This is a genomic window from Nordella sp. HKS 07, from assembly GCF_011046735.1.
GTDB lineage: Bacteria > Pseudomonadota > Alphaproteobacteria > Rhizobiales > Aestuariivirgaceae > Taklimakanibacter.
This window is the reverse complement of record NZ_CP049258.1, coordinates 4,207,076-4,229,702: the sequence shown is the minus strand read 5'-3', so window position 1 is coordinate 4,229,702 and position 22,627 is coordinate 4,207,076. Positions and strand designations below refer to the sequence as shown.

The window sequence follows — 22,627 nt, the reverse complement described above, 5'->3', positions numbered from 1 at the left end:
ACTATGAGATCGGCCATGCCAACAACCCGGAAGACCGGAAGTGACTTTTTCGACCGCCTCGCCATCAGGCCGGTGATCAATGCCTGCGGTATTTATACCGATCTCGGCGGGTCACGGCTCAGCCCCGGCGTATGGGCGGCGGCGGAAACGTTCAACGGACAGTTCGTGCGCATGACGGAGCTTCTCGACAAGACCGGTGAGCGCATCGCCGATCTCCTCGGCGTCGAGGCGGCGCGCATCACGCCGGGTGCCGCTGCCGCGATCTTCCTCGGCGCCGCCGCCTGCCTCGCCGGCACGGACGGCGAGAAATCGCAGCAGCTTCCCGACACGGCCGGCATGAAGAGCGAAGTCCTGATCCAGGCCGGCCATCGCTACAAATACGACCGCCAGGTCGGCATGACCGGCGCGAGGCTCATTGAAGTGGGCTCGAAGAACGGTACACGCGCCGATCAGCTCGAAGCGGCGATCGGCAAGGATACCGCCGCCATCCTCCACCCCGCCCATCTCGACGGCAAGCCCGGCACGCTCGCTCTCGAGGAGGTCGTCCGGATCGCCAAGGCGCGCGGCGTTCCGGTGATCGTCGATGCCGCCTATCTCAACTATCCGACCCAGGTCATGGGCGACTTCATGCGCCGCGGCGCCGATCTCGTCTGCATCAGCGCAAAATATTTCGGCGGTCCCAATGCCGGCGGCTTCATATTGGGCCGGCGAGACCTTATCGAGGCGGTGAGCAACGTGCATTTCACCCGCTATGAATCCGGCAGGTATCTGAAGCTCGGCCGCCCCCTCAAGATGGACCGGCAGACAGTGATCGCGGTTCTGGTGGCGCTGGAGGAATGGCTGTCAATGGATCACGCGGCGCGCTTCGCGCACTATGAGCAGCAAGTCGCGATGCTGAAGGAACAGCTCTCCAGCCTCAAAGGTCTCAAGCTCGAGCCCAAATGCTTCACCATGGACGAGCGCTTCATCGACGCGCCGGTCAATTGCCTGCTGGTGACCTTCGAGAAAGCGGCGGTGAAGTCCGCCGGCGAGATCTCGCGCGCGCTCGAAGAGGAGAACCCCTCAATCCTCGCCATACAGGAGGGCGACAAAATCGGCTTCGTCATGGATGTGCTCGCCGATGACGAGGTCGCTCATATCGGCGCGCGGGTGCGGGCCCTATTGTCCCTCTAGAACTGTCCCCAATATTTCCCCCTCTCCCGTTGCGGAGCAATGGGAGAGGGTGGCCGAAGGCCGGGTGAGGGCTCTAAGAACGTTCCGCCGCTCTCACTAGAGAGCCCTCATCCGCCCTATCGGGCACCTTCTCCCACGCTGCGCGCGGGAGAAGGGGAAAGTACGGGTGGATGATGTAATGATCAGACCTGAACCGATCGAGCCACTGCTACGAGCATGCTCGCCGACTTGGTCACATGGGCGATCTCGACATATTCGTTGAGCGAATGCGCCTGGACGATATTGCCCGGACCGAAGACGATGGTCGGGATGCCGCCCATCACCATTTTGGTCGAATCCGAGCCATAGGGCACGCCTTCCGGCTCGGGATCGATGCCATATTGGGCGCAGACCCGCGACATGAGACCGACGATGGTCTCCTCCGCCGCGACATCCATCGCCGCCGAGTCGATGAAGGGATCATGCGTCTCGACGCGGAGGCCGGAGATTGCGGCGGCGAGACTATCGGCAATTGCCTTGAAGCTCTTCCAGACTTCGGCGCCCCTCTCGCTCGGCAGATAGCGGTAGTCGAAGCGCAGACGGGTGCGCGAGGGCACCGTGTTGGGTCCCTCGCCCGCCTCGAACTGCGTGCAGGTCAAAGTCGCCGGACCGAGCCGCGGATGGTTCTCGGTGCGCCCCTTCATCTCTTCCTCGAAGAGATCGAGAAGCTTGCGCGCCGCCTTCACCGCATCGACACCTTCATGCGGCTTGGCGGTATGGGCGGCACGGCCCAGCACATCAACATGCCAGCGCACGCAGCCTTTGCAGGCCCGGACCACGCGCAGCTCGGTCGGCTCCCCGGCAATGCCCATGTCATAGCGCTCGGGACGCTGCATGTGATGGGTGATGCCGGTGAAGCCGAATTCCTCATCCGAGGCCGCGAGGAAAGTCACATCGCCGGGCGGCGGGTCACGGGCGAGATCGCGCAGCGCCAGCATGAAGGCAACGAGGCAGGCCTTGTCGTCGACGGCGCCGCGGCCATAAAGCCGCCCGTTCTCGACGCGCGGCGTGAAGGGTTGGGCCATGCCGGTCACCTGCACCGTGTCGAGATGGCCTTCCCAGAGCATGCTGGGCGCTCCCTTGCTGCCCTTGACGCGGGCGATGACATTCGGCCGTTCGGGCGCCACCATGTCGATCTCGACGTCGATGCCCTCGGCGCGCAGCCAGTCGGCGATGGCGGCGCCGACGCGTGCCTCATGGAACCATTCATCCGGGTCGCCCGACTGGCGGAAGGCGATATTGACGCTCGGCACCGCCACAAGTTGCGACAGGAGCTTCGCCACTTCGGCATCATCGATGCCCGCGGCTTTGGCATACTCGGACAGGTCATTCATCGGCTTGCTCGATTCCTAGTGGATCCCCCCAGAAATAGCAGAAGCGGGCAGATGAAGAGAATGTCCTAATTGGACGAGGCCGTCTCAGACCCATCCGCCATCGACGATGAAGTTCTGCGACGAACACATGCGGCTGTCATCGGCGGCGAGGAACAAGGCCATGCGCGCGATGTCGGGCGGATAGAGGCGGTCCGGCAGGCATTGGCGCTCGGCGATCTGGCGTTCGCCTTCGGGCGTCAGCCACAGGCGCATCTGGCGCTCGGTCATGACCCAGCCGGGCAGCATGCAGTTGACTCGGATGCGATCGGGGCCGAATTCCCGGGCCAGCGCCCGCGTCATGCCGGTGATCGCCGCCTTGGCGGTGACATAGCCCGGGCAATCGCCATCACCGACCAGCCAGGTGATGGAGCCGAAATTGATGATCGAGCCGCCGCCGGCTTTCTTCATTTGCGGCCGCACCGCCTGGGCGGCAAAGAACTGGTGCCGGACATTCACCGCCATGCGGTCGTCCCAATAGTCGACGGTCACATCCTCGCTCTTATGCCGATCGTCATTGCCGGCATTGTTGCACAGGACCTTGACCGGGCCGTTGCGATCCGCCGCCTCGGCGATCGCGGCGCGCAGGCGTTCGATGTCGCGCAAGTCTCCTTGCATGAAATGCGGGGCGGGATCGCCCTTGGCGGCGATTCGAGCGACCAGGCGTCGCGAGGCATCCTCGGCCAGATCGATAAAGGCGACACGGCTTCCTTGCTCGCAGAAATGCTCGACCAGGCTTTCGCCGATGCCGCTGCCGCCGCCGGTGATGAAAACGCTGCGCTCCTTCAGGCTCGGATAGACGGCACCGTTTTCGATGTCACCGGACATAGCCTCACCCTCTTCAATGCGAATGGCGCGGAACGCCGGCATCGCGCCGGCCGACCAGGAAGTCGAAATCGCAGCCCTGATCGGCCTGCAGCACGCGTTCGACATAAAGGCTCTGATAACCGCCACCTGACGGCGGCTCAGGTGGCGTCCACGCCTTGCGGCGCGAAGCGAGCTCCGGCTCATCTACGAAAAGCTCGAGCCGCCTGCCGGCCACGTCGAGCTCAATCAGATCGCCATCCTGCACCAAAGCCAGCGTGCCGCCGCTCGCCGCTTCCGGCGCCGTGTGGAGGACGACGGTGCCATAGGCCGTGCCGCTCATGCGGGCGTCGGATATACGCACCATGTCCGAAACCCCCTGCTTCAGGAGCTTCGCCGGCAGCGGCATGTTGCCGACCTCGGCCATGCCGGGATAGCCGCGCGGCCCGCAATTCTTCAAAACCATCACCGAATTCACATCGATATCGAGCGCCGGATCGTCAATGCGCGCATGATAATGCTCGATACTCTCGAAGACGACGGCGCGGCCCTTGTGCTGCATCAAGGCCGGCGTCGCGGCCGACGGCTTGATGACGGCACCCTGGGGCGCCAGATTGCCGCGCAGAATGGCGATGCCGCCCTGCTTGGTCAGCGGCTTGTCGAAGGGACGGATCACCTCCGCATTGTAGTTCGGCGCGTCCCTGACGATCTCGCCGATGGTCTTGCCGAAGATGGTCACGACATCGCCATGAAGGAGCCCGGCTTCCGCCAGAGCCCGCATGACGGCGCTCAGGCCACCGGCATAATAGAAGTCCTCCATCAGGAAGCGGCCCGAAGGCATGAGATCGACGATGGTCGGCACGTCGCGGCCGAGCCGGTCCCAATCGTCCAGGCTGAGATCGACGCCGATGCGGCGGGCGATGGCGATCAGATGCAGGACCGCATTGGTCGATCCGCCGATCGCGCCATTCACCCGGATGGCATTCTCGAAGGCGGCGCGGGTCAGGATGTCCGACATGATGATGTCGTCATTGACGAGTTCGACGATGCGGCGGCCGGCGAGATGGGCGAGCACGCCGCGGCGCGCATCGACGGCGGGAATGGCGGCATTGTCGGGCATGCCGATGCCGAGCGCCTCGACCATGCTGGCCATGGTGGAGGCGGTGCCCATCGTCATGCAGCTTCCGGCCGACCGGCTCTGGCCCTGCTCGGCGGCGAGGAAGTCGTTGAGCGGCATACGGCCGGCCTTCACATCCTCGTAGAATTTCCACACATGCGTGCCGGAGCCGATGGTCTGGCCACGGAAATTACCGTTGAGCATCGGCCCGCCCGACACCGCGATAGTCGGCAAATTGCAGCTCGCCGCTCCCATCAGCAGAGCCGGCGTGGTCTTGTCGCAGCCGACCAGCAGGATCACGCCGTCGATCGGATTGCCGCGGATCGATTCCTCGACATCCATGCTGGCGAGATTGCGGAACAGCATGGCGGTCGGGCGCAGATTGGATTCGCCGAGCGACATCACCGGGAATTCGACCGGCATGCCGCCCGCCTCATAGACGCCGCGCTTCACATGCTCGGCGATGCCGCGCAAATGGGCATTGCAGGGGGTGAGCTCCGACCAGGTGTTGCAGATGCCGATCACCGGCCGGCCGTCGAACAGATGGTCGGGCAGGCCCTGGTTCTTCATCCAGCTTCTGTGCATGAAGGCATTCTTGCCGGCGCCGCCGAACCAGGCAGCCGACCGCAACTTACGCCGCTCCGTCATTTTTTTATTCTCCGTTGGCTTGACGTCTCTGCCGGGACGCGAGGATGCGCCGGACATCGTCCTCGGCCTGGTCGATCAAGGTGAGCATGGCCCGGCGCGCGCCTTCCGTATCGCGCGCCGCGATCTTGTGGACGACCTCGCGATGGAGCGGCACCGACGGGCGCTGTCCGCCGGGCAGATCATTGGTCAGGCGGAAGCTTGTCACCAGGGCCGTCTCGATCAAGGCGGCGAGCGAACCGATGAGCTCGTTGCCGGTCATGCGCAGGATCGATTGATGGTAGACGAGATCGGGCTCGGCGAAGCGCTCGCTGTCGTCGGCCGCGTCCTCCATCTCGGCGAGCACCGTCTCGAGCTCGGCCACCTGCTCAGGACTGGCGCGCTCGGCGGCAAGTGCCGCCGCCATGGGCTCGATGGCGCGGCGCAGTTCGAAGAGGCTGCGCACATCCTCGCCCGAGCCCGCGGCGGCATAGCGCCAGGCGAGCACATCGGGATCGAGGAAATTCCAACGCGAACGCGGGCGCACCCGCGTGCCGGTCTTGGGCCGCGACTCGATGAGGCCCTTGCCGGCGAGAACCTTGATCACCTCGCGCAGAACCGTGCGGCTCACGCCGTGGGCGGCGCTCCAGTCATCGGCATTGGGCAACGGATCGCCCGGCACGAAGTCGCCGCGCACGATGCGCTGCCCGATCTGGTTGAGGACCGTCGAATGAAGGCCGCCGGATGCCAGTCCCGTTGCTCTTACCGGCTTCCGGCCGATGAGATTCGCAAAAGAATTCCGAGGTTTAGCGCGGCTCGTTGCATTCTTCATATTATTCATATAATAGCTTTTAATTAGACGGTGAAGGGCCGTCAATACGCGGCGGGACAAACTCGCCCCTTCGCGGTCCGAAGCCCTCCCGTCGAAAAAATATTCTGGGAGAAACGCATCATGACGATCAAACTCAACCGCCGCGCGGTGATCGCGATGGGCGTCGCCGCGCCCGCTTTGCTCAGGGCGACATGGGCGCGCGCCGCCAGCGAGCTTCGGGTGATGGCCTGGCAGGGTTATGCGGATGACGACTGGATCAAGGAATTCCAGGAGCAGACCGGTATCAGCCCCAAGGTCGTGTTCATCGGCACCGATGACGAGATCTGGGCCAAGATCAAGGGCAGCGAAGGCAAGGACTTCGACGTCTTCGCCGTCAACACGGCACAGCTGCAGCGCTATATCGATGCCGGCCTCACCACGCCGCATGATCTCGCCAAGCTGCCGAACCAGAAGAAGGTCCTGCCGCGCTTCCAGGATCTCGCCCAGATCAGGGGCATCATGCGCGACGGCAAGGTGCATGCCATCCCGTTCTGCTTCGACTCGATCGGCATCATCTATGACAAGGCCAAGGTGTCGCCGGCGCCCGACTCCTTCACCATCCTTTGGGACCCGAAATACAAGGGCAAGGTGCTCGCCTATGACAATGGCGAGCACAATTTCTCCTTCACGGCACTCACTCTGGGTTTCCCCGATCCGTTCCATCTGACGCCGGAGCAGATGGACCAGATCAAGGCCAAGCTTTCCGAGCTCAAGCAGAATGTGCTCAGCTTCTACACGACCCCCGACGAGGCGCTGCAGCTCTACAAGAGCAACGACGTGGCGCTCATCTGGGCCAATTACGGCCAGCAGCAGGTCAAGGCGATGAAGGATGCCGGCGCCGATATCGGCTATGTCAACCCGAAGGAAGGCGCGCTTGCCTGGCTCGACACCTGGGCGATGACCAATGGCGTCCAGGACAAGGATGCGGCGGAAGCCTGGGTCAATTTCCTGCTGCAGAAGAAGATCGGCGAGCAGCTCTCCGAGCGCACCGGCTTCGGCAATACGGTCGTCGAGACCGGCAGCGCCAATCCGAACGACAAGCTGGTCTGGCTCGAATTCGTCGAGGATCCGACCAAACGCTCTGACCTCTGGAACGAAGTCAAGGCGCAGCCCTAATATCGCAAGATCGGGCGGCGGCTCGTGTCCTGACGCCGGGCACAGCCGCCGCTGTCACCGATCTTGCGAGTACCGTCCATGCGAAACCTTCGCCCCTCCTCCCGCCCGTCATCCCGGCGCAAGCCGGGATCCACAAAAACCAATCCTGGTCCCGGCTTTCGCCGGGATGACGGCTAGCGCATGTTGTTCGTCGGAGACCGGCAGGCGCAGGGCTGGCGTTTCGCCCTCTCGGTCATCGCCTATGGGCTTCCCCTCCTCTTCATCGTGGCGCCCCTGGTGAGCTTCCTGACCTACAGCTTCTTCTGGGTCGAGGGCGGCCAGATGCATTACGATCTCACCTTGCGCAATTACAGCCGGTTCTTCACCGATGCGATCTTCGTGCCCGTGCTGTGGCAGACCTGCCTCCTCTGCCTCGCCGTCGCGGTCCTGGCCGCCCTCATCGGCTACCCGGTCGCCTTCCGCCTCGCGACCCTGTCGGGGCGGCGCAAATACATCCTGCTGATGCTGGTGCTGGTGCCGCTCCTGATGAGCTACATCATCAAGATCTATGCGATCCGCAGCATCCTCGGCGGCAATGGCTTCCTCAACCGCTTCCTTGTCTGGGCCCAACTCGTCGACCAACCGCTCACCCTTTTCGTCTTCAACCTCAATGCGGTGCTGCTCACCCTCACGGTGCTGCTCATCCCCTTCGCCATCCTGCCGATCTTCCTGTCGCTCGAGCGCATCCCCAAGCCGCTCATCGAGGCCTCGACCGATCTCGGCGCGTCCAACTGGCAGACCTTCTGCCGGATCATCCTGCCTCTGAGCCTGCCCGGCGTGGTGACGGCGGCGAGCTTCGTCTTCGTGCTCGCCATCGGCGACTTCCTCACGCCACAGATGGTCGGCGGTCCCAACGGCTTCACTTTCGGGCGCATCATCTACAGCCAGTTCGGCGCCGCCTTCAACTGGCCGTTCGGGGCAGCGCTCTCCGTCATCCTCTCCGCTGTGATGGTCGTGGTGATTGCCCTCGGCCGGCGCTTCGAGCGGCACACATGATGCGGCTTTCGCGCCTCGCCTCGCTCGGCCTCTCGGTCCTGACGGCCCTCGTCTTCGTTCTGCTCTACGGGCCGCTGCTCGTCCCCATCGTGTCGTCCTTCTTCGAGATCGCGCGCGGCGACGTGCAGTGGACGAGCCCATCGCTCTCCTCCTATGCCGCGCTCACCCGGAACGAGGGCATCATCACCGCCTTCCTCAACACCCTGATCGTCGGCTTTTCGGCGACTTTCCTCGCGCTGCTGCTCGGCCTCGCCTTCGCCATCCATTACCGCAATGGCGCCACGCTCGGCCGCGACCTCATGCAGTTCGTGATCTTCCTGCCGTTCCTGATGCCGCCGATCATGATCGGCCTGTCGCTCCTGATCTTCTTCCGCGAGACGGACATTCCACGCTCGCTCGTCACGGTGATCATCGGCCACACGATCTTCGTGCTGGCGCTCGCCTATCGCACCATCGTCGTCAGGCTGCAGTCGCTGAGCGTCAGCCTGCTCGAAGCCTCCTACGACCTCGGCGCTTCGAGCTGGCAGACCTTCTTCTATATCGTGCTGCCCAATCTCAAGAGCGCCCTCATCGGCGCCGCGGTCCTGTGCTTCGCGCTCTCCTTCGACGAAACGCTGATCACCATACTGGTGACTGGGACCGACAATACGCTGCCGATCCGGCTCTGGGCGATGATGCGGCTCGGCTTCACGCCCGACATCAACGCGCTGGTGGCGCTCATCCTCGCTTTCACCACCCTGATGTGCGTGCTCGCGGTACGCTATCTGCTACCGAAGGAAGCCATCGGGGACTAGTGTGCTGAACGCGAAGTTCCTGAAATCAGCCCTGCCCGCTTCCGCAATTTACGTGGCGACACCTGACAGCGGACTTGGTCTGGCCGCCCTTGCCAATGACTTCGCTGGACCTTCTGCAGCGAAGTTCCGGCAACTGCTTCTCCTGGTGCGGAGCTTTCTTGCCATATCGATGTGAACTCCGGGATCACTTAATCCCTTGTTTGTATTCTCGGGGCGCTGATGTGTCCCTGCTCCGCCAAAGACCAATTGTGTTGCGAGCTCAACGGCGCGCGATCCGGCCGCATTCAATGGCCGGCCATGGATGGCCCGTATCTTCGCCGGCCGTGATGGAGTCCCCGGCGATTGACTCGCAGCTCCATCGCCAGAGGCCGTGCTGGTTTGTGCGGCATTCCCGAGGAGATTACCCTCATCCTTCTTGGTCCCCACGCGTAGCAAAGCTTGCACGATTTCACAGATTATTCGGAGGCCGAGAGCCATTTGGTTGATCCTATCGGAGTTCGGATAGAGGCTACTGTTGAAGTCCGAACGCAACTCCTAACTTGATATTTCCAATCCTGCCGTCTGGCCCACGATGTCAAGCGCCCACCGCCGCGTCGGGAAGATGATCAGGCGGCTTGCTAGCGTCGCTGTGACTCCCGGCCCGACAGCAGGAGCAGCAACAGGACGAGCGAGCCGAAGAGAATGCTGCGCCAGCCGGCCGAGGCGTTGACGACGGTGATCAGCGCGGTGATGGTGACGAGGAGCACGGCGCCCGGAATGGTGCCGGCATAGGAGCCCGATCCGCCGAGAATCGAGGTGCCGCCCAGGACAACCGCCGCGATCGAGGCGAGCAGATAGGGATCGCCGATCCCAACATAACCCTGGCCGTTCATGCCGAGAATGAGCACGCCGGCAAGCCCGGCGGTGAGACCGCTCACCGCATAGACCGCCATGGTCGTCGCCTGGACATTGATGCCCGACAGCGCGCTTGCCAGCGGGTTGGCGCCGAGCGCGAACAGGCGCGCGCCGAAAGGCGTCGCATGGAGGACGGCGAGTGCTGCCGCTGAGACCACGGCCCAAAGCAGAACGCCGGCCGGAATGCCGAGCACTCTGGCATTGCCGAGCCAGGCGAGCACCGGATTCTGCGCCGAAATGGCGGTGCCGCCGGCGATGAGAATGAGAACGCCTTGCAGGAAAGTCGCCATGGCGAGCGTCATGATCATCGGGTGGATGCGCAGATAGGCGACACCAAGACCATTGAGGAAGCCGATCGAGGTGGCCGCGGCGAGAATGATGAGGACAGCCAAGACGCCGCTGCTGTCACCCGACAGCGCCACCAGCGGAACGCCCACCGCGCTCACCGTGACGATGGCGCCAACCGAGAGATCGATGCCGCCGGCGATCACCACATAGGTCTGGCCGATGGCGACGAGGCCGATCACGGCGGCGAGCTCGAGCAGATAGCGCAGATGGCCATAGGAGCCGAAGCCCGGCTTGGCGAAGCCGGCGACGATCCATACCAGCGCCACGATGAGCACCGTGAGGAAGGCGCGGTTGCGCAGGAGCGATCTCGGGCTCCAGGCCGGAAAGCGGGAACTCTGCGGCTCGCTCATCGCGTCCTCCGGAAACGGGCGGTGATCTGCGGCAAGGCCACCGCCCCGATGATGATCAGGCCTTGCGCCACATACTGCGCGACCGGCGAGAACCCTAGGAAGAACATGACATTGATCATGACACTCAGCAGCAGGCTGCCGGCGATAGCGCCGCGCATCGTGCCGCGCCCGCCGAGAAAGCCGACGCCGCCCAGAACGGCGGCAGCGATCGAATTGAGGGTGAAGGCTTGGCCGATGACCGGATCGCCGGACCCGGTCTGGGCGGCAATGAAGAGGCCGGCCAGCGTCGAGAGCAGCCCACTGATCGCATAGGCAGCGATCCGCGCCGCATCGACCGGCACGCCGGCGCGGTAGGCGCCGACCGGATTTTCGCCCGCCGCATAGAGGCTCAAGCCCAACGGCGTGGCGAGATAGAGCTTCCACAGAAGGGCGATGAAAATAAGGATGAACAGGGCCGCCGGCGTGTTGCCGGCGAGAAGATCGGAGAACCAGCCCGGTATGGCGCCGCCCGGGCGCGGCAGGATGAGGAGCGCCAAGCCGGCGATGATGAAGGCGGCGGCGAGCGTCACGATGATGGCGGGCAGCCGCAGCCGGATGGCAATGACGCCGCAGAGAGCACCGATGGCGAGGCCCGCGGCCGACACCGCCACGACGCCGCCGGCGACGCCAAGATAGCCGGTCATGGTGGTCGCCGCGATCACGGCGCCTAGGCTGACGGTGGCGCCGATCGCCAGGCTGATGCCGCCGGTCAGCATCAGAATGGCCTGCGCCATGGCGACGAGCGCCAAAGGCAGCCAGCTTTGCGCGAATTTGGATATGCCGGCGACGGTCAGAAGCCCAGGGAACAGATAGGCATAGAGCGCCAGGAAGGCGGCGACCACGGCGAACAGGCCGAGAAGCCCGCGATTGCGCTCGCGCTGCGCCCGCCAGTAAAGCGCGGTATCGCCGCTGCGGATCATCGCATTCATGCGGCATTCCTCGCGGCTTCCGCTCCCATGGCGGCGGCGACAATGGTTTCCTCGCTCACCTCATCGCGCTCCAGGAGCGCGGCGATGCCGCCTTCGCGCATCACCGCGACACGATCGCAAAGATGCACGAGCTCGGGCGTGTCGGAGCTCGACAGAACGATGGCTCTGCCCTCGGCGGCGAAGCGGCGGAGCAGGACATAGATCTCGCGCTTGGTCTCGACATCGACCCCGCGCGTCGGATCGTTGAGCAGCAGGATCGGCGGATCGGCCGGCATCCATTTGGCGAGCCCGACTTTCTGCTGATTGCCGCCAGACAAGGCCTGGACCTGGCGGGTGAGATCACCCTTGATGCTGAGGCGGTCGGCGAGCTCGGTCGCGAGCTTGCGCTCGGCGGCCCGGTCGCGCCGGCTCAAGACGCGCGCCTTGCCGAAGCCCGGCAGCATCATGTTCCAGCCGATGCTGTGAATGAGATGCAGGCCCTCGCGCTTGCGGTCGGCCGGCACATAGACAGCACCCAGCGCGTTGGCGCGCGATACCGATGACGGCAAGCTTCCAGTTCCGTTGAAGACGGCGCGGCGCGCCGCGGCCGGCGAGGCACCGTAGAGACCGAGGAGGAGATCCTCCTGGCCCTGGCCGACAAGACCGCCGATGCCGAGAATTTCGCCGCGCTTTATCTCCAGATCGATGTCGCGCAGGAGACCTGAGGAGAAGCCCGCGACCTCGACGATGGTCTGGCGATCCTTGCTTGGCGTCCAGCGTGGGAAGAGGTCGCCCGGATCGCGCCCGACCATGAGGCGAACCAGGCCCGCCGCGTCGACGCCCTCCAGCGAGCGGTCGGCGGTCACCTTGCCGTCCTTGAGCACGGTGACATGCTCGCACAGCCGCATCACCTCATTGAGGCGGTGCGAAATATAGAGAATGGCGGTTCCCTCGTCGCGCAGCCGCTGCAAAAGGCGCGTCAAGGTCTGCGCCTCATGGGCAGAGAGCGACGATGTCGGCTCGTCGAGCACCAGGATGCGGGGCGTGCGGAACAGCGCCTTGGCGATCTCGACCATCTGACGGCGGCCGAGCGGCAGATCGCCGACCGGCGTCGCCAGGTTCTCCTCCAGTCCCACCAGATCGCAGACCGCGCGTGCCTTTTGTGTCAGGGCCTTGTAATCGATCAGGCCGAAGCGGCGCGGATAGGCACCGAGCCCGATATTCTCGGCAATCGACAGATCACTGGTCAGACTCAGTTCCTGCTGCACCACCGCGATGCCGGCGCGCCGCGCCTCGGACGGGGTAAGCCGGTGAAACGCGCGTCCGTCGATCTCGATCTCTCCACCATCCGGCGTGAGCGCCCCCGACAGCAGATTGATCAGCGTGGATTTACCGGCGCCGTTCTCGCCCAGCAACGCGTGGATGCGTCCGGGCGCCAAAGCGATGGACACATTCTGGAGAACGGGATTGCCGAAGAACGACTTCGACAATCCGTGCGCCTTGATGATGGCTTGCGACGACATACCCGACCTAAAGCTTACCCTCTATCCTCACCCTGAGGTGCGACCCCGGTCTTAAGCCGGGGGAGCCTCGAAGGGTGTGCTTCAGCATTCGCGCCCAATCCTGGCGGACGCTTCGAGGCCCGGCTACGCCGGGCACCTCAGCGTGAGGATATCAAGACAATGACCGATCACTTCGCGGCGAGCAACTCGTCGAAAAGCTTCTGATCATAGGGCGAGTAGATATAGCCATCCGCCGGGAAGTCCTTGGCGCGGGCGAGATAGCTGTCGATGGTGCTGTTGTCGATGATCGGCAGCGGCACCTTGACGAAGGCCGGCACGTCCTTGCCCTCGAGCGCCTGCACGGCGGTGTAAGTAGCGAGCGCGCCGAGCCAGTTCGGCTGCATAGTCGCCCAGGATTTCAGATCCTTGTCCTTCCACAGTTCGAGGAACTGGCGGGCATTCTCGCCGGTGATCGGCACCATGGGCCGGCCCTGCTTGTCCATGGCGAGAATGGCACCCGCCGACAGTGCGCCACCGAGCGACAGGATGCCGTCGATCTGCGGATGGGCGAAGAGCAGGCTCGTCACCGCTTCCTGCGCCGGGGCGACATTATAGGCGGTGTTGGTTTCGGCCAGAATCTCGATGCCGGGATTGGCGGCAAGCGCGGCATTGGCGCCCTTGCGGCGGTCATCGCTCACTGAAATGCCGGCTGGACCGTTGAGGACGAGGATCTTGCCTTTGCCGCCCAGCTGATCGATCAGCCATTTTGCGGCGGTGTCGCCCCATTCATTGGAATCCGTGTTGATCTTGGCGGTCACTTCATCGGTATCAACGAGGCTGTCGAAATTGATGACCGCGATGCCCTTGGCGCAGGCATCGGCGACGACGCGGGCGGGTGCCGTGGAGGAGCCCGCGATCAATATGATAGCGTCGACATCGGCGTCGATCATCGACTGGATCTGCTGGATCTGGACATTGGCATCACCCTGCGCGTCGGTGATGACGAGCTTGTCGACGAGCCCCTTCTTCTTCAGCTCCTCGACCTCGGCGGCGATGGTGCCTTCAGTCTGCTTCATCCAGGTCGGCACCGAATAGATGTTCGCCCAGCCGATGGTATAAGGCGCCTTGCGATCGCCCTTGATGCATTTGGCGGCGGCGCTCGCCTCGCTGACCAGCCCTATGCAGGTGAACAGGCCAATGCAGAGCGCACTGACCGCCGCTTTCATCATTGACTTCCTCATTGTCTTCCTCCCAGGGATTATTCCATTATAGTGGAATAGCTATCGCTATAATGGAAGGGCGATGCTATCGCCGTCCTAGTGGGCCGGCAATAGGACCTTAATAGGGGTGGAGAACGCCATGACCGTGGAGACGGTGAGGGACATCGAAAATGGCCGGCGGATGCGCGGGCTCGACCGCGCCGTCGAAATCCTCGATTACCTGCGCAAGCGGCGGCGACCGGCGCGGCCGAATGAGATCGCCGTCGACATCGCGGCGCCGAAATCGACGACCTATGAGCTTGTCGATCTCCTGGTGAATTCCGGCATGCTCGAATATGCCGACAAGGAAGGCCGCGTGTTTCTCGGCCGCAAGCTCTATTTTCTCGGCCTCGCCTATCAAACGCAGTTCGATCTCACGCGCGAATGCAAGGCCTATCTCGACCATCTGGCGCAGCTGACGCATGAGACGTCACAGCTCTGCATGCTCGACGGCAACAAATATACCGTCGCCATGATGTGCGAGGGGATGCGCCCCTTCCGCATCAGCTCCGATGTCGGCGAGCGCACACCCATTCCCTGGACCGCTTCCGGCCGCCTGCTCGTCGCGCATATGAGCGATGAGGAAATCCTCAATTTCATTCCGCCGCAGGATTTCATCCTGCCAAACAAGTCCCGGCTCGCGCCGGAGACGTTCCTCGCCGATGTCGCCGAGGCGCGCGCGTCGCAGTTCTTCTCCTTCGACTCGGTCGCCGACAACTTCACCCACTGCTTCGCCGCCCCGATCCACCAGCGCGGAAGCGTCTGCGTCGCCACTTTGTGCCTGATCGCGCCGCGTGGCGATGCCACCCGCAATTACGAGCGCTATCGCGATACACTGACCACCTCGGCGCGCGAGCTTTCGGACAAGCTGGGCACGGCGCCGATCCGGATCGGCAAGGCCGGCATGGCCTAAAGTATCCGTTTTGGTCAAGCAGGCTTAGAGGTCCATTTTCGGTTGGCTTTGAGCAGAGCGTTGGCGAGGACGATGAGTTTCCGCATGAGCGCGGTTAGGGCGACTTTTGGTGGTTTCCCGGCGGTTAGTAGTTGTTGGTATTTGGCGCTGAGATCGGGATTGAAGCGGCTTGCGACGAGGGCCGGCATGTAGAGGGCCTGACGGAGATTGGCGCGTCCGCCGCGAATGGAGGCGCGGCCGCGCCACGTGCCGGATTGGCGTGTGATGGGGGCGAGGCCTGCAAGGGCGGCAGCTTCTGTGGCTTCGAGCCGACCGAGTTCGGGCATGTCAATAATCAGGAGGAAGGCGGTGATATCCGAGACCCCCGGGATTGAGGTGAGAATGGCGAAGCTGCGCGCCAGATCAGGGTCGGCCTTGATGCGGTGCATGATTTCAGCTTCGATGGCCTCCATCTGCCGCTCGATCTGCGTGAGGCGCTCGCCATTGTGGCGCTTGAGCAAAGGCATGGAAAGGCTCTTGGCTCTATTCTTCGCGGCGGTCCTGTCCTTCACCAAGGCCGTTCGGGCCATGTGGAGATCCTTAAGTTCGTGGAGCAGCGGGCTGCGCGCCAGGCGCGGTGCGATCGCCAGCAGCGATCCCATTGTGGCCAACATAGCGGCGTCCAGCCGGTCAGTTTTGGCGAGCTGGCCGGCGCCCTCGAAGAAGCGGCGCGCCTGGCGCGGATTGACCTTCACGAGCGGCAGATCAGCCGCCGCCAGAGCCTGTTCCAACTTGCGGTGATAGGGGCCGGTCGGCTCATAGACGATGCGCACGGCATCACAGCCGATCCAGGCGATGAGGGCTTTGTGACCGCTCCTGTCGTTGACGAAACGGCGGCTTTTGCCGTCGATCAACCGGTGAGCGTCGAGATGGTCTTTCGAGATGTCGATGCCGATGGTATGGTCTGTCATCTTTTCCGTGCCTCTGCTTGTCATGCGCAGCTTCACTGCGCGTATCCGTTCAGGCCAATGGAAAAGACGAGGGCCGATCAAACTTTAACTCGACCCGTCGAACGGTCTGCGTGATGACGATCCGACCCTCGCCGCTGAGGAGGGAGCGTTACCTCCCTCCCAGCGGTTCCTTTGTCGCCCATCGGGCACAGAAAGTCATAAGACAAGCGTGATGGCTAGTGCGATTCGCCATCACGCTTTGCCTTCTTGTTTGGGCATGATCTTTTCGGAAAACCGCTTCGCACTTTTCCGGATCATGCTTTAATTCGACCTCGCCATCTGTGTCCGCTGCGAGGGGGAGAAAGCCCGGGTGAGCAGATAAATCGCCAACAATGTGCCGAGATAGACGAGAAGCTGCAGAAGGCTCGGCTGGTCGCTATAGCCGATGAGCGTGTGCAGGACACGGCCCAGGAGGCTCTTCTCCGAGAGTATGGCCGATGTATCCCAGACCGCATCTCCCAGAAATTCGACGAGGCCGGCCTGCTCGAGGAAGAAGGTGGCCTGCGCCGCAAGGCCTGCGGCCAGGAAGGCGATCATCACGCTCGTGAACAGATGGCGCGCCGGTATGCGCAAGAGGCCCAGATAGGTCACAGCCGAGAGGCCGACACCGAGGGCAAGTCCCGCAAAGCCGCCCAGTAAGAGCGCGATGCCGGAGCCGCCATCGGTGATGACAACGCCATAGAGGAAGAGAACGATCTCGGCCCCCTCACGCAGTACCGCAATCCCGACCACCAGCGCCAAGGCGAGGAGCGATTTCCGCCCGCGCGCCACGGCCTCGCCTGCCGCCCTGAGCTCGTTCGCCAGATCGCGGCCGTGGCTCGCCATCCATACATTGTGCCAGGTGAGCATAACGACCGCGACACTCAAGATCGCGGCATTGAAGAGTTCCTGGCCAGCACCGGAAAAAGCATTGGCGATGGCACCGGCAAATATGGCAACGAGGCAGCTGCCCAGCACACCGCCGGCGACGCCAAATGCCGTCCACAGTCTACTGCCGCCGACCGATCGGGTGGCGGCGAGAACGATGCCGACGACGAGGCCCGCTTCGACGACCTCGCGGAACACGATGATGAGTGCAGCGAGCATAAATCTGTTCTATTCGGCGGTGATGATGCCACGCGTCTCATCGGCATGATAATCATCGAAGAACACATAGGTGCCGGGTTTCAGCGCCTTCACGCGGGCCAGGATATCCGAGTGGCCGGTCACGATCTTCTCGATCTTGAGATCCTTCGATTCGAATTCGGCGGGCGCATCATTCTCATTCTTGATCCTGATGAAGAAGGTCTTGCCGGCATGAACCTTGAGCTGGTCCGGTGAGAACGCCTTGCCTTTGAGGATGATCTCATAAGGATCATCCGCACGCACGGATGGAGAAGCCAGAGGGGCGATCGAGAGAACGAGCATCGAAAGAGGGAGCGCGCGCCAAAGGGCACGGCGAAGATACGGCATCGTCGGATTTCCTTCCACCATTCCCCGATGGGGCGCGAGAACGACTCCCGCTCGAGATGTCCGAGCACGCTACTCGGCTATTCGGCGCAGGTCGAGAAGCAGTCGGCTCCATGACTGAAATTTAATCCGTATACGTCTGTAAATTCGAATTGGAATAATTCTATTCCGAGGTGAGCGCTCTCAGTGCATCGCAGAGCACCGTTACGGCAGTTCGGATCGCTTCCGGCGACGACATTTCTTCCGGACAATGGCTGCGGCCGTCGATACTTGGTACAAACAGCATACCCGTGGGGCAAATCGACGCAAAGAGCTGCGCGTCATGTCCGGCGCCCGATGGCATGTCGAGGAACCTCACGCCGCGCGCCGCCGCTGAATGCCTCAGCAGTGCCCTCATGCTCGCATCCAGAATCGCAGGCTCGTCGCGCGCGAGCACCCGCAACTGCGCCGTCGCATTTGAGTTCTGAGCCGCCTCGGCGGCGATGCGCTCCGCCGTTACGACGAACTCCGTCAATGCAGCCGCGTCGGGATGCCGGATCTCCTGCCTGAATCTCACGCGCTCGGCCACCACATTCAGCGCCTGCGGTGTCATCGACCAGTCGTCGAAGTTGAGTCGCAAAGCCTCATCCTTGTCGGCCTCATCGTAGCAGCGCTGGCAATAGGCGACGGCCGCCCGCATGGCATCCTTGCGCTTGCGCATCGGCGTGGTGCCGGAATGATCGGGCCTTCCGTTGAATGTTACTTCAAGCGTCTCGATGCCGACGATATTCTCGACGATGCCGAGATCGAAGCCACGTTCTTCGAGAACCGGCCCCTGCTCGATGTGAAGCTCGAGATAGGCGTGGAAGTCCGACGCGGGGCGGCGCGCGGCGCTGATCTTGGCAGCATCGAGGCCGCCTTCGCGCATCGCGTCCGCCATGAATATCCCCCGCGTGCCGCACGCGGCTGCGACCTCCTGGGCATGGACCAGCCCCAGCATGGCGCGCGAGCCGAAGAGACTGAAATACTCGCCCTCCTCGTCGGCGAAGGCGATGATCTCCAGCGCGCGGGCGAATGAGTGCCCTTCGGTCTTGAGCGCGCGGAATGCGGCGAGACCCGAGAGAACGCCCAAGGCGCCATCGAAACGGCCGCCATGTGGGACGCTGTCGATATGGGAGGCGCAGATAATGGCGGGTCCCGGCGGCCCGTAGCGGCCGATGAGATTGCCGGCCGCGTCGATGTGTACTTGGAGTCCGGCCTCGGTCATCCTGACGGCCAGCCAGACTTGCGCCTCATTGAACGACTTTGAGAAAGCGGTGCGGCTGACCCCGCCTCCCGTTTCGCCGCCATAGGTGGCGAGGCTGCGCAAATCGGCGAACAGATCCGCAAAAGCCGTCTCATCCCGCATGATCGCGCCGCCTTTTTCCTCCATTATTTTCCAGTATAGGCGACGAAATCCATTTCCACACGCGCATCGATGGTGAGGTCGGCCACCAGGCTGACACGCGCCGGCGGATCCTTGCGGAAGTACCTGGCGTATGCTTCGTTGAAGGCGGCGAAGTCATTGGCGTCCGTCAGGCAGATGCTTACCTTGACAATGTCGGCCAGCGAAGCGCCGGCACGTTTCAGGAGATCAGCGGCATCGGCCATGATGCGGTCGGTCTCGGCGGCGACACCGCCCTCGACGATCCGGCCATCTGGACCAAAGCCGACCATGCCGGAGATGAAGATGAAATCGCCGGCGCGGACCGCTTCCGATAGAGGCAGCCCCTCCATGCCCGGACCCGAAATGACGTGCTTGACCATGATCGCTCCTCTTCGCGTGATTGATGGCCGCACAGTCTCTCAGGCCGGTCCCCGGAAAGCTCTCATTTGAGGAAACTTCAGTTGACGGTTTTGCGAACGACCGGCGCCCCGTCCCGGCCGAGCATACTCCCGACTTTACGTGGAAGGCATGCGGGACGTGTTCGATCACAACCAGACGGAACCGGGGCAAGGTCGGGCCAAACTCGAGATCCGAGACCTGCACAAATCCTTCGGAGCGCTTGAGGTCCTCAAGGGCGTCTCGCTCGATGCCCATCAGCACGACGTCATCGCCATTCTGGGCGCCAGCGGCTCGGGCAAGAGCACCTTCCTGCGCTGCATCAACTTCCTCGAAACGCCAAGCCAGGGCACCATCGCCCTCAACGGCGAGACGATCCGGACAAGGGCGTCATCCACTGGCCAGCAGGAGCCGGCGGACCGCAGGCAGATCGAAGCGATGCGCGCCCGACTGGCCATGGTCTTCCAGAGCTTCAACCTGTGGTCCCATATGACACTGCTCGAGAATGTCATCGAGGGGCCCATCCATGTCCTGGGCCTCGGCCGCAAGGAAGCCATCGAACGGGCCGAGGCGCTTCTCGCCAAGGTCGGGCTCAATGACCGCAAGACCTATTATCCGGCTTTCCTGTCGGGCGGACAGCAGCAACGCGGCGCCATTGCCCGCGCGCTCGCCATGGAGCCCGAGATCATGCTGTTCGACGAGCCGACCTCGGCGCTCGATCCAGAGCTCGTCGGCGAGGTCCTGAACATCATCCGGGCGCTCGCCGAAGAAGGCCGCACGATGATCGTCGTCACGCATGAGATCGCTTTCGCCCGGGAGGCGTCCAACCGAGTCGTCTTCCTGCGCGAAGGTGAGATCGAGGAGCAAGGCACTCCCGAAAGCGTGATGACAAATCCCACCTCGCCCCATTTCGAGCGCTTCCTGGCGCGGGCGCGGCATTGAAGCTGAACTAATAACGGAGGAGACGGACGATGAAGAAACACATGCTCATGCTGGCGAGCGCCATCATGCTGATGGCGGGCGTAAGCTCCGTGCAAGCGGATGAAACTATTCGCTTTGCCACCGAAGGCGCCTATCCGCCCTTTAATGAGCGCGCTGCGGACGGGTCGCTCGTGGGCTTCGAGATCGATCTCGGCATGGCGCTGTGTGCGAAGATCAAGCGCACATGCGAGTTCCAGGCGCAGGATTGGGACGGCATGATCCCCGGTCTGCTCGCCAACAAATTTGATGGCATCTTCGCGTCGATGGCGATCACCGAAGAAAGAAAGAAGAAGATCGATTTCACCAACAAATATTACCACACCGGCGGCGTCTTCGTGTCGCGCAAGGGCACCAAGCTCGACACCGCCGACAAGGCGCTCGGCGGTAAGGTGATCGGCACCATTCCGGGCGTCACCCAATGCTATCTCGAAAAGGCATTCCCCCAGGCAACGGTGCGCGTCTATGAGACGGCGGACTCGCTCTATCTCGACCTCGAGGTCGGGCCGCGTCGACGCCATCCTCTCCGACTCCATTGGGGTCGATTTCGGCCTGCTCAAGACCGAACGCGGCAAGGACATGGAATTCGTTTCCGAGATATTCACTGACCGCGAATGCTTCGGCGAAGGCGTCGGCATCGGCATGCGCAAGGAAGACTCGGCGCTGCGCGACGAGTTCAACAAGGCGATCGCCGAGCTCCGTGCCGACGGCACCTATGACGCGATCATGAAGAAGTACTTCCAGTACGATATCTACGGCGAATAAGTCCTGCGACGATCTCGATCCATGGATGCCGTGGTCACATATTCGCCTTTCGTCCTCTCCGGCATCCGGATTACGGTGGCCCTCAGCCTTCTGTCGCTGTCGGTCGCCGTCATCCTCGGACTGCTCGGCGCCTGGGCCAAACTCTCAGGCTCGCGCGCGGCGCGCCGGATTGCCGGACTCTATACGACCCTCATCCGCGGCGTGCCCGACCTCGTCTTGATGCTGCTGCTCTATTTCGGCGGCCAGATGGCGCTCAACAAGCTGGGCGCCATCACCGGCCTCTGGCGTCACATCGAGCTCGATGCGTTTACCGCCGGCGTGCTCGCCATCGGCTTCATCTTCGGCTCCTATATGACCGAGACGTTCAGAGGCGCCGCGCTCGCCATTCCGCGCGGCCAAGTGGAAGCCGGCCTCGCCAGTGGCATGAGCCGGTTCACCTTGTTCCACCGGATCATCTGGCCGCAGCTGGTACGCCACGCACTGCCGAGTTTCACCAATATCTGGCTCACCCTAATGAAGACGACGGCGCTTGTCTCAGTAATCGGCCTCGAAGACCTCGTCTATAATGGCTATGCCGCCGGCAAGGCGACGCGCATGCCCTTCACCTTCATGTTCGTCGTACTTCTGACCTATCTGATCATGACGGCGATTTCCGATCTGGGTCTTCGCTGGCTCGACCGGCGCTATAGCGCGCATGTCCGAGCGGAGCGGCAGGCATGAGCGGCCAGAACCTCTTGAATATCCTGACCGAGTTCAGCGAGACCTATTCGCCGGTCGATTTCATGCTGGCGGCCCAGCATGCGGACCTGTTCCTGCTTGGCGTACGCAATACGCTCATCCTGCTGGCGGGGCCTCTGGCGCTTGCCTGCCTCTTCGCCGTCCCGCTCGCCATCGCCCGGGCCAGCCGCGTGGCGGTCGTGAACCCGGTTCTCTTCGCTTACACCTATCTGTTCCGTGGCACGCCGCTGCTGGTGCAGCTCTATCTTCTTTATTATGGCGCCGCGCAATTTTCCTTCATCAGGGACTCCTTCCTCTGGAACATCCTGCGCGAGGCCTGGTGGTGCGCCTTCATCTCCTTCACGCTCTGCTCTACCGCCTACATTACCGAGATCCTGCGCGGTGCCATCGAGACTGTCCCCAAGGGCGAGATCGAGGCGGCCAAGGCCTGCGGCATGAGTCCCGTAATCCTCTATCGACGCATCATCCTGCCCAATGCATTCCGCCGTGCCCTACCCGCTTTCTCGAATGAAGTGATCTTCACGCTGCATGCGACCGTCATCGCCAGCACCGTCACCATCATCGACATTCTCGGCGCCGCGCGCCTCTTCAACAACAAGTACTATCTGGCCTTCGACGGCTTCATCGTCGCCGCCCTGCTCTACATGGCGCTCGTCTACGCCATCAATCGCGGCTTCAAATTCTGGGAAAGCAAATGGCATCGTCATCTGCCCCAGCAGCGGACCACCTGATCCCCATCATCACCGAGAGA

At 62.9% G+C, this 22,627-nt stretch carries 24 protein-coding genes; 11 read left to right on the top strand and 13 right to left on the bottom strand.

The window, feature by feature from the left end:
- The first annotated feature begins 15 nt into the window (after nucleotides 1-15).
- A complete protein-coding gene (locus tag G5V57_RS19945) occupies nucleotides 16-1,173 on the top strand; it encodes an aminotransferase class V-fold PLP-dependent enzyme (protein ID WP_165169302.1) in 1,158 nt (385 codons plus the stop codon).
- Nucleotides 1,174-1,355: 182 nt separating this feature from the next.
- Here G5V57_RS19945 and G5V57_RS19940 read toward each other — a convergent pair whose 3' ends face one another.
- The 4 genes from G5V57_RS19940 to G5V57_RS19925 form a co-directional block, all read right to left on the bottom strand.
- Nucleotides 1,356-2,546, bottom strand: a complete 1,191-nt coding sequence (locus G5V57_RS19940; protein ID WP_165169301.1) for a M20 family metallopeptidase — start codon at nucleotides 2,544-2,546, stop codon at nucleotides 1,356-1,358.
- Nucleotides 2,547-2,630: 84 nt separating this feature from the next.
- Nucleotides 2,631-3,410: an SDR family NAD(P)-dependent oxidoreductase gene (locus G5V57_RS19935; protein ID WP_165169300.1), complete on the bottom strand. Its 780-nt coding sequence runs from the start codon at nucleotides 3,408-3,410 to the stop codon at nucleotides 2,631-2,633.
- A gap of 13 nt (nucleotides 3,411-3,423) precedes the next feature.
- A complete protein-coding gene (locus G5V57_RS19930; RefSeq protein ID WP_165169299.1) occupies nucleotides 3,424-5,151 on the bottom strand; it encodes an IlvD/Edd family dehydratase in 1,728 nt (575 codons plus the stop codon).
- A gap of 4 nt (nucleotides 5,152-5,155) precedes the next feature.
- Nucleotides 5,156-5,968 carry a FadR/GntR family transcriptional regulator gene (locus G5V57_RS19925; RefSeq protein WP_206530080.1) on the bottom strand — a complete coding sequence of 271 codons (813 nt, stop codon included), beginning with the start codon at nucleotides 5,966-5,968 and terminating at the stop codon, nucleotides 5,156-5,158.
- 111 nt (nucleotides 5,969-6,079) lie between these two features.
- On the opposite strand from G5V57_RS19925, the gene G5V57_RS19920 reads away from it, so the two are divergent.
- The 4 genes from G5V57_RS19920 (at nucleotide 6,080) to G5V57_RS19905 (ending at nucleotide 9,118) form a co-directional block, all read left to right on the top strand.
- Nucleotides 6,080-7,114 (top strand): ABC transporter substrate-binding protein, encoded by a 1,035-nt coding sequence (locus G5V57_RS19920; protein ID WP_246737293.1) that lies wholly within the window; start codon nucleotides 6,080-6,082, stop codon nucleotides 7,112-7,114.
- A 180-nt stretch (nucleotides 7,115-7,294) separates the two neighbouring features.
- Complete coding sequence (locus G5V57_RS19915) at nucleotides 7,295-8,149, top strand: ABC transporter permease (protein WP_165169298.1); 855 nt, start codon at nucleotides 7,295-7,297, stop codon at nucleotides 8,147-8,149.
- Nucleotides 8,146-8,943 (top strand): ABC transporter permease, encoded by a 798-nt coding sequence (locus G5V57_RS19910; protein WP_165169297.1) that lies wholly within the window; start codon nucleotides 8,146-8,148, stop codon nucleotides 8,941-8,943. The genes G5V57_RS19915 and G5V57_RS19910 overlap by 4 nt, the downstream gene beginning before the upstream one ends.
- A 1-nt stretch (nucleotide 8,944) precedes the next feature.
- Nucleotides 8,945-9,118, top strand: a complete 174-nt coding sequence (locus G5V57_RS19905; RefSeq protein ID WP_165169296.1) for a hypothetical protein — start codon at nucleotides 8,945-8,947, stop codon at nucleotides 9,116-9,118.
- A gap of 442 nt (nucleotides 9,119-9,560) precedes the next feature.
- Here the strand turns inward: G5V57_RS19905 and G5V57_RS19900 are convergent, their stop codons facing one another.
- The 4 genes from G5V57_RS19900 to G5V57_RS19885 form a co-directional block, all read right to left on the bottom strand.
- A complete protein-coding gene (locus G5V57_RS19900; RefSeq protein WP_165169295.1) occupies nucleotides 9,561-10,535 on the bottom strand; it encodes an ABC transporter permease in 975 nt (324 codons plus the stop codon).
- Nucleotides 10,532-11,494, bottom strand: coding sequence for an ABC transporter permease (locus G5V57_RS19895; RefSeq protein WP_246737709.1), 963 nt, complete (start codon nucleotides 11,492-11,494; stop codon nucleotides 10,532-10,534). The genes G5V57_RS19900 and G5V57_RS19895 overlap by 4 nt, the downstream gene beginning before the upstream one ends.
- A gap of 5 nt (nucleotides 11,495-11,499) precedes the next feature.
- Complete coding sequence (locus G5V57_RS19890) at nucleotides 11,500-13,005, bottom strand: sugar ABC transporter ATP-binding protein (protein WP_165169293.1); 1,506 nt, start codon at nucleotides 13,003-13,005, stop codon at nucleotides 11,500-11,502.
- 167 nt (nucleotides 13,006-13,172) lie between these two features.
- A complete protein-coding gene (locus G5V57_RS19885) occupies nucleotides 13,173-14,210 on the bottom strand; it encodes an ABC transporter substrate-binding protein (protein ID WP_371744831.1) in 1,038 nt (345 codons plus the stop codon).
- Nucleotides 14,211-14,349: 139 nt separating this feature from the next.
- On the opposite strand from G5V57_RS19885, the gene G5V57_RS19880 reads away from it, so the two are divergent.
- Nucleotides 14,350-15,156, top strand: coding sequence for an IclR family transcriptional regulator (locus G5V57_RS19880; protein WP_165174191.1), 807 nt, complete (start codon nucleotides 14,350-14,352; stop codon nucleotides 15,154-15,156).
- A 14-nt stretch (nucleotides 15,157-15,170) separates the two neighbouring features.
- On the opposite strand, the gene G5V57_RS19875 is transcribed toward G5V57_RS19880, so the two are convergent.
- The 5 genes from G5V57_RS19875 to G5V57_RS19855 all read right to left on the bottom strand — a co-directional run bounded on the left by G5V57_RS19875 (nucleotide 15,171) and on the right by G5V57_RS19855 (nucleotide 19,379).
- The gene (locus G5V57_RS19875; RefSeq protein WP_165169104.1) at nucleotides 15,171-16,106 is read right to left on the bottom strand and encodes a transposase; all 936 of its coding nucleotides are present in this window, start codon (nucleotides 16,104-16,106) and stop codon (nucleotides 15,171-15,173) included.
- Between the two features lie 300 nt (nucleotides 16,107-16,406).
- A complete protein-coding gene (locus G5V57_RS19870; RefSeq protein ID WP_165169291.1) occupies nucleotides 16,407-17,231 on the bottom strand; it encodes an FTR1 family protein in 825 nt (274 codons plus the stop codon).
- A gap of 9 nt (nucleotides 17,232-17,240) precedes the next feature.
- Complete coding sequence (locus G5V57_RS19865; protein ID WP_165169290.1) at nucleotides 17,241-17,597, bottom strand: cupredoxin domain-containing protein; 357 nt, start codon at nucleotides 17,595-17,597, stop codon at nucleotides 17,241-17,243.
- A gap of 160 nt (nucleotides 17,598-17,757) precedes the next feature.
- Entirely contained in the window at nucleotides 17,758-18,981 is a 1,224-nt protein-coding gene (locus G5V57_RS19860) for a M20 family metallo-hydrolase (protein WP_165169289.1), read from the bottom strand.
- 23 nt (nucleotides 18,982-19,004) lie between these two features.
- Nucleotides 19,005-19,379: a RidA family protein gene (locus G5V57_RS19855; protein ID WP_165169288.1), complete on the bottom strand. Its 375-nt coding sequence runs from the start codon at nucleotides 19,377-19,379 to the stop codon at nucleotides 19,005-19,007.
- Nucleotides 19,380-19,527: 148 nt separating this feature from the next.
- Here G5V57_RS19855 and G5V57_RS19850 point away from each other — a divergent pair, with 148 nt between their 5' ends.
- From G5V57_RS19850 to G5V57_RS19835, 5 genes are read left to right on the top strand one after another with little or no spacing between them, the layout of a single operon-like run.
- Entirely contained in the window at nucleotides 19,528-20,337 is an 810-nt protein-coding gene (locus G5V57_RS19850) for an ABC transporter ATP-binding protein (RefSeq protein ID WP_165169287.1), read from the top strand.
- Between the two features lie 29 nt (nucleotides 20,338-20,366).
- Nucleotides 20,367-20,981, top strand: a complete 615-nt coding sequence (locus tag G5V57_RS19845) for a transporter substrate-binding domain-containing protein (protein WP_246737292.1) — start codon at nucleotides 20,367-20,369, stop codon at nucleotides 20,979-20,981.
- Entirely contained in the window at nucleotides 20,953-21,138 is a 186-nt protein-coding gene (locus tag G5V57_RS34470; protein WP_371744558.1) for a transporter substrate-binding domain-containing protein, read from the top strand. Before G5V57_RS19845 ends, G5V57_RS34470 begins: the two co-directional genes overlap by 29 nt.
- A gap of 21 nt (nucleotides 21,139-21,159) precedes the next feature.
- Nucleotides 21,160-21,858: an ABC transporter permease gene (locus G5V57_RS19840; RefSeq protein WP_165169286.1), complete on the top strand. Its 699-nt coding sequence runs from the start codon at nucleotides 21,160-21,162 to the stop codon at nucleotides 21,856-21,858.
- Entirely contained in the window at nucleotides 21,855-22,607 is a 753-nt protein-coding gene (locus G5V57_RS19835; RefSeq protein WP_206530079.1) for an ABC transporter permease, read from the top strand. Before G5V57_RS19840 ends, G5V57_RS19835 begins: the two co-directional genes overlap by 4 nt.
- Nucleotides 22,608-22,627 lie beyond the last annotated feature (20 nt).